Origin of the sequence: Rhizobium sp. 768_B6_N1_8 (assembly GCF_051811225.1) — a bacterium.
In the GTDB taxonomy this organism is placed as follows: Bacteria; Pseudomonadota; Alphaproteobacteria; order Rhizobiales; family Rhizobiaceae; genus Rhizobium.
In genome coordinates this window covers 1,310,921-1,323,503 of record NZ_JBPWPV010000001.1, presented here as the reverse complement: position 1 = coordinate 1,323,503, position 12,583 = coordinate 1,310,921, and the positions used below count along the sequence as shown (strand labels likewise).

Here is a 12,583-nt window from a genome sequence, read left to right as displayed (position 1 = left end):
GGCGCGAAACATTATTCTAGCCGAGTCCATATTCCCACTTTACGGGAAGACACCTCCATTGTAGCACGACGGCGTGCCGTAACCGAGGTTGTCCGCAAGCATAAACAGAATGTTGGGCTTGCCCTGTCCTCTCCGTGAAACGGATGATTGGGCCCGAGCCTGGCCACCTGCGCTGAATGCGAGCGTGGCTGCAAACGCGCTGCCGCCGAGCAAGACGCTTCGGCGGTCGACGGTGACGGCTCGGTGATGATCGGCATTGCTAAGTGGTTCGTCGGCCATGGTGACATATTCCTCTTATCGGAGCCCACGTGTGCACAGCATGTGCGATGCTCTCACAAGAAATCACATTTCGAGGGAATAAGAGGAGGTACGTTCAATTAAACTGCGCCCTGAGGCACTGCCTCCGTGAAGTCCCCTGAAGGGCGATGATGGAATTCTACTGCAACGACTGGGCACTGGCCTCGGCAGGCGCTCAACATGAGAGCGCAGCGCAATCTTTCGCAGATGTCAGAACGGATCATCAAGAGTTCGATCAGCGTTTTCGAGGCTATGAACGAAATCCGCAACAACAAGTCGCTAGCACACGACAATCCTGACCTGATCGATCCCGACGAAGCGAGGTTCATCTTTGACAGTGTGACTGCTATTCTTCGCTACAACAAAGCAGCCGATGGCCGGCAGTTCAAGGATTAGCCGTGACGACGCCATTCTTGCATTTCAGATACCCTTGTCAAACCCCTTCAGGCTAGCATAATTCATGACCAGAAGCTTCGACCTGCCTCCCGTGGAGCCTGACGCCCGCTCGGATATTGATCCGCCGAAGGGCGGCATCGGCTTAGGGAACACACTTCCTGAGCCTGAATGCTCGCAACGTGGAGGAATGCCGTCGTGCTGGTGCAGTTCGCAATGATCCGAAGGAGTGACCTCATCCTCTTCGCTCCGCTTTAGAATGGGTTGATGTAGTTGGTGATGGCGACCTGGCGCAGCAGCACTTTGCGGATCACATGGGCTGCCTTGACATGGTCCGTGAAGATTGCCGCCGTGCCTGTGCTTCCCGCAGGGAGCCTTGTGGCGAAATCGGCGTCGTCGAGCTTGATCCGCACGACCACGGGGGCGCTCTGGATCGCTTCTGGCGCGACGGCGTTTCCGGAAACCCTTGTCTGTCCGCTCGCCATCGCTTGCAAAACGCTTTCGACCCTGCCTTCACCTCGGGTCTCCTTGCCAGCAGCGCCAGGGCTTAGAGTCGGGGCCTTATTACCTAGTCACGAAGAACCCTTTGGACCTCAATGTCACCGGCCTCCTGGCCCGACCCTTCTAGCCCGGGAAGAATCCTTCTTCCGTGTCGCGTCGGTTGTCGGGGTATTGCGCGTGCCAAAGATTTTTCCGAAGCGCGATGGCAACCATGCGCCAGATGCGTATGAAATATGTGAAACGGCACCCGGCATGCGAGAACCCAGCTATTTCTTTTTTCCGAATGGTAGCTTGGTCCCCGGTCTTCTATCCCGTGATATTTGATCGCTATCGCGAGATGAAATCGGCAGGGACCAGCATCGAAATAACCATATTGATCGGCCGACGACGCTGCCGATGACGAAAGCAAATAGAATGGGCGGCAAGACGTAACTCACAGCAATAAGCATGCCGTATACCATCATCACGCCCAAAGCGCCGACTATCGCGGCGAACTCGATCCACCCATTGTGCACCGAGGAGACGTCGACTTGCGGCCAAACCGCCGCGATAGAGCACCTATTTGCCCAGAAGCAGTTGAGAAGCAGTCTCACTCCAAAAAAAGCAACCGCCAATATACCTGGAACAATCACCAGCTCATTCCCACGGTTTCCCCGCGACCTATCTCGATATGCGATAAAAACCGAAATACAAAATGCGGCGAACGAGAGAGCCAACAGAGGCGTTACGAGAAATGGCGGCATCGAAAAATCAGAATACACTGGCTCGCTAGGTCCCCATCTTTTATCCTACTCTCGCTCCCACAGCTTAACGCAACGTCAAAGTAGCTTGAACATCCGCCCTTCGCGAATAAGGCGGGTGTGCCGTGTGCTCTGGCAGCCTGCGCTCATGCCAAGAAATTGGTCGCCGCGAAATTTTTGGCGACTCTAGATTTGCGTTAGTGGCTGGCACTCATTGGCGATCTTCTCTGGCGAGGAGCAGACGGTCGGCAAACAGGGTGACGGCTGCACGATCCGACAGCACCCACTTCGCGCCCGGAAAAGCCGAATACAACTTCGCATGCGCCTCGAATGAGTTCCAGTTGTTGGTCCGTGTCCGGTATTCCGCCACCCATTTGAGAAGGCCGATAAACTGCGTCTGGGTCTCGCCGCCCTGGATGCCTCTTTCCGTGACATTGGCGATGCAAGCTTCTTCGGGCAAATCAATCCAGATCAACGCGGTCGCGCGCCTGAGGACCATGTTCACCAACTGGCCGTACACCCCTTCCATGATCCAACGATCCTCGGCAGCTGCTGCCGTGACCATCTCGTCTCTCAGCGTCCTGTCGCGAGCAATCCCGTACCGACCCGGCTCCCAATGGATATCGTCGAGGTGGATGATAGGATGGTGAAGCCGTTCGCCGATCCGGCGGGCGAGCCATGTTTTGCCGGAGCCGCCGTTTCCCATGATGAGCACCCGCTCGAAGGCGGTTGATGCGTTGGTAGAATCCATTGCGCCTCCCGAACATTCGCGGTGATATCGATTTCGATAATTTTAACGGGAATTTATCTGTCGGTGCAAATCCAAATTGACGAAATCGCCTGCTTCGCACGGACATATGTGCTCGACCAGACGTTTCCGGTAGCCGTTACTGGCCCGTACCGCTATTGGCGTCCGATGGGCCGAATGCATTTAGAGGTTCCTGATGGTCCATTGGAGGCAATCGTCCGCCCAGCGTTCCATAGCCGCATCACCAACGCGTCGCCCTTGAGCAATGAGAATCCGTTGGCGAAGCAAGATAAAATCGACAACACGCGGCAAATCCACACTTTCATCATAGGCCCCGCAGAACATGGTCAACCGGCGTCGTTGCAGATCAGGCTCGATATCGTCATCACCGAGATCGAGCCACATCCATGCCGCGTAGCCCAGATCGTGCAGGCGAGGTCCAGGTGCTGCGCTGTCGAAGTCAATGATTGCCAGCGGCTGTCCCGAACCAAACACGAAATTGCAGGGGGACAAGTCGTTATGGCAAACCACTTCAAGTCCAACCGCACGCGCAGGGAGCGATGCAACAAGGCCCTCCGTCGCATCGTGATATCGGCGTATCAACCGCGCGGCTCCGATCAGGACATCGTCACCGTGCCAGGACAGGTCCCTTGGCACGTCACCGTCGATGTACGTGAAAATGTCGCGCCCGAATTCGTCACAACCGCTTGAGCGCGGAGCAGCATCAAAACCCGAAGCCGCAAGGTGCTCCAGAAGTTTGTGGACGAATGGCGAGTTGAACGTCGGCGGACGTCGAACAGTATCGCCGACACGCACGACATCTTTGGTCACACGGCCACCGTTCAAGGGAATTTCGCTTTCCATCAGCCCGACTCGACCTCCACATTGTCGCCCCGTCGTGGAGCGAGCACGTCAACGTTGACAGCTTGGCATATTTCCACCAAAGGGAGATACTTTGGTTTCCCGACAGGTGTCCCTATGTTGCGGCATTATGGAGCAAGTGCCACAAAGCTCGACATCTGCCAAAACCCAGGATCAAAGAGCCACTAAAAGCCATGGCCATCTAGTCTTGTAGTCCTGACATTTCCTTAGAAATAGGTCCGGTTGAGGGTTGTTCGGATTGATGCGCAGAATGCCATTCCGCATATCGTCGAACCCATCCGGGGCATAGACCTCGCCACTTTTGATGTCGATCCCGAATTGCGTACAGGCGATCAGATAGCGGTCAATCCCGTCTTCAACTCGCGTCAGCGGCGGACAAGGGGAACCGAATTTCTGTTGATACCATAGGTGAACACGGGCCTGGTTCCTGATTTCAATTTTGTCCGCGAGATCGCCGAGCATATCTCTGGCTTTTTGAATTACAGCGTCTTCCGCTTCCCACGACAGGTCGTTGGCATCGAAGTAGAAAACGTCATAGTCTTTGATGGCCCAATCTGGCTCGTTCCCACTTCTGAGATTCCATACGGTTTGAAATAAACAGCCTGCGGTCAGATTACCCTGAGGCAGTCCCAGATCGGGAAGAACTTCCAGAAGCCAACGGTTTGTCTCGTTTCTCTTTATCTGTTCGACAAACTGTTGTTCAGAAATTGACATGATTCCATCGCCCCTATGTTCGCCCAATGTTCTGATCGATTTGATGGTGTGTCAACTTGGTCGGCGCACTGACTGGACTCCCAATGGTATAGCTCTTGCCGAAGGGCGCGTGCCGGCGCTTGACACGCCGATCGTCGCGCAGTTTCCCGAATATGCTGATCTTGGCCGTGATCCTGAACGCGAGCGCATCACCATTCGCCATGCACTGACCATGACGCTGGCCATGGAATGGAACGAAAACGCCCCCTATACCGATCCTGCCAATAGCGAGATCGCCATGGAGCAAGCGCCCGACCGCTATCGCTTCATCTTGGATCGCCCGATCCTTGCCAAACCGGGAAGGGGCTGGATTTACAGTGGCGGGGCGGTTGCGCTGGTTGGCAAGATCATTGAGCGCGAGGGACCAGCCGGAGTTTGCCGGACTTCGCGAAAGAGGTGCTGTTTGATCCCCTCGGCATTGACGCCATGGAATGGATTCGGGGCCAAGACGGCGAGCCGTCGGCTGCATCGGGGCTACGGCTGTCGCCTCGCTCACTGGCCCGCATCGGGCAGGTGATCTTGCAGGGCGGCGAATGGCAAGGCCGCAGTGTCATTCCAAAATCGTGGCTCGATGAAAGTTTCCAACCTGCCGCCATCGTTGATATCGGTTGGCCGGGAATGCATTACGGTTATCTCTGGTATCTCGGCGAGGAAGCTGTACCAGACAAGACAGGAACCTATGGCGAGCGTTTCATCGCTGCCCTCGGCAATGGTGGGCAGCGGCTGTTCATCTTCCCAGGCTTTGACTTTGTCCTCGCCATCACCGCCGGCAATTACAATTCCCCAGATCAGTGGAGGGCACCCGCCGCGCTGTTGTACAATGTATTCCTGCCCAGTCTGACAGACACCTGAAAATCACCGTCTCTGTACTCGCTCTGATAACTGAAATGTTGTTGACTGCTACCTAATAAGGGGATGACGCTGCATAACAAGCCATCGTCGCGCTGGCTAGGCCAACAAACACCGACATGCCGATCAGTCCTACCAGCCGCGACATTCGTCTCCCCTTCACACCATCCCTGCAACATTGCCCCGACCAATGACAAAGGTCTCGACGAAACAGCGACGACCGGATTGCACTAACTTTGGTTGTAAGATAGCCTCCGCACCATGAAGACTATCATCCTCAACATCGCCACGGCCTTCTTCGACGCCTAACGGCACTTACCCTTGCTGAAGGGGCTCGAAGCAGGTGCATCGCACCTGGGTACGTTTAGCCAGCCCGCCTTGCGGATGCTTTTTGCTGGCTGCGATTGAGGAAATAATCATGCCACTCGTAATTCTGACCGGCGCATCAGGAGCCGGGAAAACAACCATTGCCGAAGCGATTGAACGCCTGCATGGCCACGAGATCGACGTCTTTTACAAGGACCGCATCGGCGTACCGCCTGTACAAGACATGATTGATAAATTCGGCTCCGTCGAAGGATGGCAGAGAGCTGCCACTTTCGAATGGATGGCTCGGCTATCGCCACTAGTCGAACAGGGCCGCAGCGTTCTATTTGCCTTTCTGGTGGAAGCGGCCGAACGCGCGGGAATCATCCCCTACGCCTGCATTCTCATTGATTGCGACGACGAGACTAGAACCAGACGGCTTTCGATTGATCGAGGCCAACCTGAGTTGGCAAACCCAGATATGATGAACTGGGCGGCTTTCCTACGGAATGAAGCGTCGGCATATGGATGCAAAATTCTCGACACATCAAATCTGACGCTGGAACAGGGAGTTGAACTTGTCCTTCGCGAATTGCGGCGGGGGCATGTTTAGTTCCGAAAACATGCACCGAAATGCAACGTCCATCCTGATCGGTGGGTCGACGACGAGATAACGCCGGCGGCGTCGAAGCCGCGACGAGAACCGCTTTCTCACTGGCTTCAAAACCGTTCTGGTGGGCAGTGAGCAATGATGACCGCGCTGCACCGCCAGCATTCCTGTGACGCAGTTCACCTTACCAAAACCGGTCATTCTCGCACCAAACACCCTCATGATTTTTGCGGGTTTACTTTCGTAGTGTCCTGTGTCCAGATGACCGTATGAGCACGTTGTCGAAGAACACGATCAATAATAACGGCCCCTTCGGGGTCGTGGACATTGTGTGCGCCTTTTAGCGTAGCTCATTGATCACCACAGCCCTGCCGGTTTCGGAAGGGCTTGTGGTTTGGCTGGCTTCTCTGATCCGGTTTCCGTTTCAGGAGAAAGTCATGCTTGAAAAATCACCCTTAAAACGATCTGTAATTGCTCAGCTGCCTATGCTCGTAGGCCAACGCGTCAGGCTCTGCGGCTTTGCAGAGGCCATCCGCGATCAAAAGCGAATGCGCTTCATCGTCCTCCGGGATCACACAGGAAAAGTTCAGCTTACCCACAGCAAAGACAGTCTTCCGCTCACCGCTATTCTCGATGCTCTCACTCCGGAAAGCGCGGTTGCCATCACTGGTCTGGTAACCTCGGCTCCCGGCGTGAAACTTGGTGGCCTGGAAGTTAGCCTTGAAACCGCCGACATCTGCGGGCTCGCTGACGCTCGCTCGCCAATTGACGAAGAGTCGAGTCTCGACAAGTTGATTGACCATCGGCAGGTCAGTCTGAGATATCCAAGACAGCAACTCGTTTTCTCTGTCCAGACGACCCTTGAAGAAGCGATGCGTTCGTTCTGGAGCGAGAACGGTTTCCGAGAGCTTCATTCACCGAAGCTCATGGGGACGTTCAGTGAATCCGGATCGGAGGTTTTCGCCGTAAAGTATTTCGGCACCACAGCTTTTCTCGCCCAATCACCTCAATTCTACAAGCAGATGGCGATTGCCGGAGGCATGGAACGGGTATTCGAGATTGGGCCCGCATTCCGTGCGGAACCGTCCTTCACCTCCCGTCATGAAACCGAATTCACCTCAATCGACATGGAGGTTGCGTGGATCGATGACCACTACGACTTAATGGACTTGGAGGAGCGGTGGCTAGCGCATTCCGTGAGTGCTGTAGCCAAGGCTCACGGCACGGCCATCAAGGAGCTGTTCGACGTCGAAATATCACCGCCGAAACTTCCCTTCCCGAAAATCACCTTCGAACAGGCGCGTGAGACCCTCGGCACATTGGGCCATGACCTACAAAAATCCCACGACCTCGACGCTGAGGGAGAACGCCTACTCTCAGAATGGATGGCGGCAAAAACGGGCCACGAGTTTCTTTTTATCACCGACTATCCTGCCAAAGGGCGTGCTTTTTATCATATGCGTCGAGACGACGAGCCTCATCTCACGAAAGGTTTCGATTTATTATGGCGAGGAATGGAGATCACAACAGGTGCTCAACGAGAACATCGGTACGACCGCCTCGTAGCTCAAGCATCTGAGCGCGGCTACAACCTTGATGCACTCTCGGACTACCTGGAATTCTTTCGTTATGGATGCCCGCCACATGGCGGAATGGGTGTCGGGCTGGCCCGCGTACTGATGCGACTATTAAAGACCGATAGCATCAGAGAAGTAACTCTGCTCAGCCGTACCCCAAAACGGCTACGCCCCTGACTTTGATAACGGGGCATTCATAAGCGTGAAATATCTGCTTATCGCCTCTCGTATCTGCATTGCCCGCGCTTGGAGCAAATATTCCCGTCGAGCATGTACTCGGCGGGAACGCGCCAATACGCGATGACCGATTTGGGCAAAAGGCAGTCATGGGTCCGCGTCCACTCGCACTGAGAGCGATCATTGAACCGGCCGCCACAACGATGCATTCTGCAAAACGTCCAAGATATCGAGAGATCGTTGCATGGTCCGAAAAGCGATCCTGACTGACGTCCCGGCGCTGAAAGCTGTCCGTTCGTCTGTCGTCGAAAACATCTTGAGCGACCCCACAAAGATCACCGATGATGATTACGATTGGTATATAGCCAATCCGGGAGTCGCCGTTTGGGAAGAGGACGGCGAGATAGTTGGCTTTTCCGCAGCTGCCCCACGCGACGGAAACATTTGGGCGCTTTTTGTGGTTCCCGATTTTGAAGGGAATGGGATCGGCTCAACTTTGCTCGCCGAGGCCTGCGCCTGCCTCCTGAAGCATTTGTTTCCCATTTCGCGTCGAATTTGCACCCATTGCAATTCGTCCTTTCGTGATCAGCGCGACGTCCGCCAGCGGGATAGAAGGGTGCGAAGTCCGTCGACAATGACTTCGTGCTGAGGGATGGCATCCTTATCGAAGATCAGCCGCGCGTACATTCGCAAATCCTTCAAGTCGACATTCCCCTCACATCTCTGGAATGGGGCATAACATTCGATCACAACATCCTCCCCAGGACCGAATTTATACCAATAGGTCATCTGCAAGCTGCCTTTGGGAACCAGGGTATGCCAAAGCCCGTGCTCCTCGATACTCCCTGGGGCACGACCATCGAGCTGTCTTGCCTCCTTTAGCCATTCAATCGTTCTTCGCCCGTGCGAACGATCATCGTCGTACCCAACGATCCATAAAGCGTGCACAACCGACTCGTCAGGTCTCGGGTTAGGCCTGGCACGTTCCTTTGGTCTGTTTGTAGTTCCGCTAAAGCTGATCTCTCCCTCGGGCATGTCGAGGCTGGGTATCCAATATTGGAGGTTTGCTTGTTTTTGTGGCGGGCAGTTGAAGCTCGTCGGATTTGGTCTACTAGCGAAGTAGCCCCAAGGAATATCATAAGGTTGCGACGCCAGGACCACCCGAATTGGATGGCTCATCTCAACGAGAGAACGTCGCCGCGATATCAACTCGCGTTCAGCATGCGATCCGCCGGAAAGTCCCTTGCTGCATGCCAGGTTGTAGATTTGCTCTCTCGTCTCGTTGGTCGGCAGCACTAGGGTCGGAGGAGCCTTGCCCGCCATCAGTAACATTGGCACGAGGACGATGGCCGCAAATATAAGGAGGATCGCCCAGAAAACGAAGCTTAAGACGAAGCGGATCAACGTGCGGACAAGCGTTAACAAGCCATTTGCGTTGCGAGAAGGTCCGTTCATTGCGTCATCCCGTGCACCATGGCCGGGGCGTCGGCGGGCAACTCGTTCTGCCGCAGACGAATGGCACAGCAAGGCCTTCACTGATGAGAATGCTGCCGACGTCCTTCCCGTCGACGGTTAGCGTGCCGCAATAGCGCCCGTGGTTGCATTTCGCCCTCCCCTGCGTGCCTGGCGCACATGCGCAGGCGACCTTTGTCAGCTGGACGCTGCCATGGGCGACCAGTTCCCGAAGCCGTGCCGAGGCCCGCTCGCCTTGCTGGCGTTCGTACTCGCATTCGGGCGAAAACTTCTCCGGTGTATTAAAGCCAACCAACCGGGTACCTGCCGCCTCGCCAACAACGTGAACAGTGTCTCCATCGGTCACCGTAAATTCCTGTGTCTGCGACGCAAGCGTCGTCGCCGGAGCTGACTGAAATTGTCCTGATCCGAATTCGAATATCTGCTGGGCGATGGCCACAGCTGCGACGATCAGAAGTCCCAGGACCAGGCGTTCGAGACGCCACTTCAACCGTCTGCCGGTGCGGCCCAAAGGGAGCCTGAATGATTTCCTTGCCCGATGGCGAGTTGAATAGCCGCTGATAATAGTCGGCGGCTGCGTAATCACGCTGTTCTGTCGCCCGAGAATTTCGAAAATCTTCCGCCACTGTTTATCGGAAAGGCTAGCCCGTCCACCGGATCGTTCGAGACGAGCGTGGATGTCGGTCAGAAAGGTTCGCTGCCAAGCCGTTAGGTTCTGGCGAAGTAGTGCTGTTTCGATATCGTTTCGGAGGTTGCCAGCCGGGTCCATTGGAGCGAGCTTTCAAGGTTTTAGGGAATTGAAGATCGCTCGGGCATTGGCTGCGACGGTCGCTGACTGCGTTATGAAAAGCTCCGCAGTGCTTCTGAAGTTGTACGATATGGCGAGCTTATCTGTTAGCTCCTCTGTTGCCGTGCAGCGGAGCCAAGGTTGGCTTTTGGAACGATAGTCCCGGCATTGGGCGAAATATCCGTCCGGCCGCTGCAGATACAGGTCATTTTGTGAGCGATAGGTTCTAAGGCCGTCGGAAGCCAGGGTGGGCTGGTTCTTCAACATAGCCTTCCGTTCGCGGACCGAGGGATCAAAGCCCGGGGCCTTGACGGAAACTGTCATTTCGACGGGCTTGTCGGGAATAAGTTCCGTGGAAATTAGGTGACAGGCCATCTGCGCCCAGGGATATTCAGGGCGCGGGCGCGAACAGAACGGTCGTTTGGTTTCCATCTCTCTCCGCGCCGGAATGCCATCCAGGATGAAGACTACCGACTTCAACGTCGCGTTGCCTCCATCTGCCTCGCCACAGAAGGCGCGTGCATCTGGATTGCTCCAAAGAAGGTAATGGTCGCTGTTCATTCCCTCGCCGTAGAGAAAGATACCAGGCGCGACTGGAATCGCGATGTCGACATCGGCGATCCGAGCTGGATGCAGGTTGTCGAGGCATGCGGCAGCGGGCGGCCTATAGCGAGCCTCCCTGGTTTTCTGCTGGGTCCAGGTGACGACGAAATAACTTCCGAAGCCTAAGATGAAAACGACAGGAAGCACGAATACGGCCCGCAGCGCCTGCAATTGAGCCGTGCGGCCGATGAGCACAATTCCGCTTGCAGCGAAACCGCTGGCAGCACCAATCATCACGAAGACGACGAGGATGATCCCAAATGCTGCGCCTGCCCCGTCCGAGGCGTTGACACTCGCAAATTCGATTTTGGCCAGAACAGCCGCCAGGAGCCCGGCGGGCACAAGCAACCACCAACGCCACCAGAAACACAGTGCCAGGAAGCCGACGGCGTAGGCCGGGCCTACGAGACTAAGAAGTTGGTACTGCATGAAGTCGTCGTATCCGCGCTGAAAGATGCTTCTATCGCATCAACCTGAGGATGAATTGTGAAATACTTCGGTTAAATTGCACGCAAATATCGAGTTGAAAGACGTGACAATCGAAGATCATGGCGGCATTCAGCCCAAAGCAGACTTCCAGCCTATAGTGGCAGGCGTAGATCGCCCGCAGTGATGCGACGGATAACGTCGATGAAGAGGCCGCATTCGGCTTTCATCACCCGTCGTTCCAGCGAGACCACATCGTCCGATGGATCGATCCGAACAGCTTCAGTGGCAATGGTTCGACCATGGTCGTATTCTCCATCGACGAGATGGATGGTAGCTCCCGTTTCGGTCTCTCCGTTGTCGAGCACAGCTTGATGTACCCTTCGCCCGTACATCCCAAGCCGCCATATTTCGGTAGAAGCCCCGGGTGGACATTCAGAATCCGTCGATCAAAAGCTTCCAGCGTGAGGGGTCCGAGTTTCCTGAGATAGCCAGACAAAATAACGAGTTCAGCCCCGTACTTGATGAGTGTTCCCTAAGCCGCTGATCTGCCCATGTCTCCATGCCCTTTGTCGGGATGTGGAATGAGGGGATACCGTTGGCCTCGGAATAACCAAGCGCTGAGGATGAAGCTTTATTGCTGAACGGCTTATCCCGTTAGTTCCGGAGCCACTAGATATTGATGATCCATAAAATTCATCTAAACTTCAATTAATCAAGGGCTTATGCGATTCCCTCCACGCCGCAAAGCCCAATGAAGATTGACTTTCGCCATGAGTGGGTTACAGTGTATTTCGTCGAAATACGGAGCCATCGACCATGCTGCATACCGAAAAAGCTCAAGTATCCCTGAGGCTGCCGGCACCTTTGGTTGCGGAATTTGACCGGATCGCCGCGATTCTGGACCGAGATCGTACTTGGGTGATGCAGAAGGCGCTCAGTCAATACCTGGCAGGTGAAGGGGCTGAAATTCTCCGAGATGCTCAAGGCATCGATGAACTGGATCGCGGGGAAAGCGTCGATCTTGAGGACGTGCTTGAGAAGGCCCGGACAATCGTCGATGCCGCCGAATATCGACGCGGTAAGCTGGTCGGTTGATGCCTCCTGTTCGTTTATCCAAAAGCGCGGAGCGCTGGTTCCTGAGCAAGGTTGCCGAACTTGCGGGGGTGAACCCTGCCGCCGCCAGAAAGCTCATTGAACGTCTGGAGAGGCAGAAAGGCCTCCTTTCATCATTTCCGCAGATGACTGAAAAAGGAATTCTGGAAGGGACGCGAAAGGTGAGCATGCCTCCTTTGGTACTCACCATTCGCGAACGCAACGGCATGGTCGAGATTGCGGCGATCAGGGACGCACGGCAGAAGGAGGCATACGCGCCAGCCGAGCTGAGCGTTGCAGACGACAATGATGATGAAGACGACAAAAAAGAGACGTATACCGGCGGCGCGAAGCCAGGGTTCTGAC

16 protein-coding genes and 1 pseudogene are annotated in these 12,583 nt (G+C 55.2%); 8 read left to right on the top strand and 9 right to left on the bottom strand.

Features of this window, described 5'->3' with window-relative positions; all coding sequences use genetic code 11:
- Positions 1-39: 39 nt before the first annotated feature.
- The gene (locus tag AB8B33_RS06780) at positions 40-279 is read right to left on the bottom strand and encodes a hypothetical protein (RefSeq protein ID WP_439014774.1); all 240 of its coding nucleotides are present in this window, start codon (positions 277-279) and stop codon (positions 40-42) included.
- Between the two features lie 198 nt (positions 280-477).
- Here AB8B33_RS06780 and AB8B33_RS06775 point away from each other — a divergent pair, with 198 nt between their 5' ends.
- On the top strand, positions 478-693 hold the full coding sequence (locus AB8B33_RS06775) for an abortive infection family protein (protein ID WP_439014773.1): 216 nt from the start codon (positions 478-480) through the stop codon (positions 691-693).
- 251 nt (positions 694-944) lie between these two features.
- Here the strand turns inward: AB8B33_RS06775 and AB8B33_RS06770 are convergent.
- The 4 genes and pseudogenes from AB8B33_RS06770 to AB8B33_RS06755 all read right to left on the bottom strand — a co-directional run.
- Positions 945-1,202: pseudogene (locus tag AB8B33_RS06770) on the bottom strand (efflux transporter periplasmic adaptor subunit); the annotation flags it as partial.
- A 940-nt stretch (positions 1,203-2,142) separates the two neighbouring features.
- A complete protein-coding gene (locus AB8B33_RS06765) occupies positions 2,143-2,682 on the bottom strand; it encodes an AAA family ATPase (protein WP_439014772.1) in 540 nt (179 codons plus the stop codon).
- A gap of 180 nt (positions 2,683-2,862) precedes the next feature.
- Positions 2,863-3,543, bottom strand: coding sequence for a phosphotransferase (locus AB8B33_RS06760; protein WP_439014771.1), 681 nt, complete (start codon positions 3,541-3,543; stop codon positions 2,863-2,865).
- 171 nt (positions 3,544-3,714) lie between these two features.
- Positions 3,715-4,275 carry a nucleotidyltransferase family protein gene (locus AB8B33_RS06755; RefSeq protein ID WP_439014770.1) on the bottom strand — a complete coding sequence of 187 codons (561 nt, stop codon included), beginning with the start codon at positions 4,273-4,275 and terminating at the stop codon, positions 3,715-3,717.
- Here AB8B33_RS06755 and AB8B33_RS06750 point away from each other — a divergent pair.
- The 5 genes from AB8B33_RS06750 (at position 4,274) to AB8B33_RS06730 (ending at position 8,482) form a co-directional block, all read left to right on the top strand.
- Positions 4,274-4,831, top strand: coding sequence for a serine hydrolase (locus AB8B33_RS06750; protein ID WP_439014769.1), 558 nt, complete (start codon positions 4,274-4,276; stop codon positions 4,829-4,831). The two genes, AB8B33_RS06755 and AB8B33_RS06750, sit on opposite strands and share 2 nt — an antisense overlap.
- A 2-nt stretch (positions 4,832-4,833) precedes the next feature.
- A complete protein-coding gene (locus AB8B33_RS06745) occupies positions 4,834-5,166 on the top strand; it encodes a hypothetical protein (protein ID WP_439014768.1) in 333 nt (110 codons plus the stop codon).
- 415 nt (positions 5,167-5,581) lie between these two features.
- Positions 5,582-6,082, top strand: coding sequence for an AAA family ATPase (locus AB8B33_RS06740; RefSeq protein ID WP_439014767.1), 501 nt, complete (start codon positions 5,582-5,584; stop codon positions 6,080-6,082).
- 350 nt (positions 6,083-6,432) lie between these two features.
- Positions 6,433-7,833, top strand: a complete 1,401-nt coding sequence (gene aspS, locus AB8B33_RS06735) for an aspartate--tRNA(Asn) ligase (RefSeq protein ID WP_439014766.1) — start codon at positions 6,433-6,435, stop codon at positions 7,831-7,833.
- Between the two features lie 244 nt (positions 7,834-8,077).
- Positions 8,078-8,482 carry a GNAT family N-acetyltransferase gene (locus AB8B33_RS06730; protein WP_439014765.1) on the top strand — a complete coding sequence of 135 codons (405 nt, stop codon included), beginning with the start codon at positions 8,078-8,080 and terminating at the stop codon, positions 8,480-8,482.
- On the opposite strand, the gene AB8B33_RS06725 is transcribed toward AB8B33_RS06730, so the two are convergent.
- The 4 genes from AB8B33_RS06725 to AB8B33_RS06710 form a co-directional block, all read right to left on the bottom strand.
- Positions 8,419-9,288: a hypothetical protein gene (locus AB8B33_RS06725; RefSeq protein WP_439014764.1), complete on the bottom strand. Its 870-nt coding sequence runs from the start codon at positions 9,286-9,288 to the stop codon at positions 8,419-8,421. The two genes, AB8B33_RS06730 and AB8B33_RS06725, sit on opposite strands and share 64 nt — an antisense overlap.
- 4 nt (positions 9,289-9,292) lie before the next feature.
- Positions 9,293-10,075 (bottom strand): thermonuclease family protein, encoded by a 783-nt coding sequence (locus AB8B33_RS06720; protein ID WP_439014763.1) that lies wholly within the window; start codon positions 10,073-10,075, stop codon positions 9,293-9,295.
- Between the two features lie 12 nt (positions 10,076-10,087).
- Positions 10,088-11,125, bottom strand: a complete 1,038-nt coding sequence (locus AB8B33_RS06715) for a hypothetical protein (protein ID WP_439014762.1) — start codon at positions 11,123-11,125, stop codon at positions 10,088-10,090.
- Between the two features lie 152 nt (positions 11,126-11,277).
- A complete protein-coding gene (locus AB8B33_RS06710; protein ID WP_439014761.1) occupies positions 11,278-11,490 on the bottom strand; it encodes a formyltransferase family protein in 213 nt (70 codons plus the stop codon).
- A 451-nt stretch (positions 11,491-11,941) separates the two neighbouring features.
- Here AB8B33_RS06710 and AB8B33_RS06705 point away from each other — a divergent pair, with 451 nt between their 5' ends.
- Together AB8B33_RS06705 and AB8B33_RS06700 are read left to right on the top strand one after the other, a co-directional pair.
- Complete coding sequence (locus AB8B33_RS06705) at positions 11,942-12,220, top strand: CopG family ribbon-helix-helix protein (RefSeq protein WP_439014760.1); 279 nt, start codon at positions 11,942-11,944, stop codon at positions 12,218-12,220.
- Positions 12,220-12,582: a type II toxin-antitoxin system RelE/ParE family toxin gene (locus AB8B33_RS06700; protein WP_439014759.1), complete on the top strand. Its 363-nt coding sequence runs from the start codon at positions 12,220-12,222 to the stop codon at positions 12,580-12,582. Before AB8B33_RS06705 ends, AB8B33_RS06700 begins: the two co-directional genes overlap by 1 nt.
- The last annotated feature ends 1 nt before the right edge of the window (position 12,583 follow it).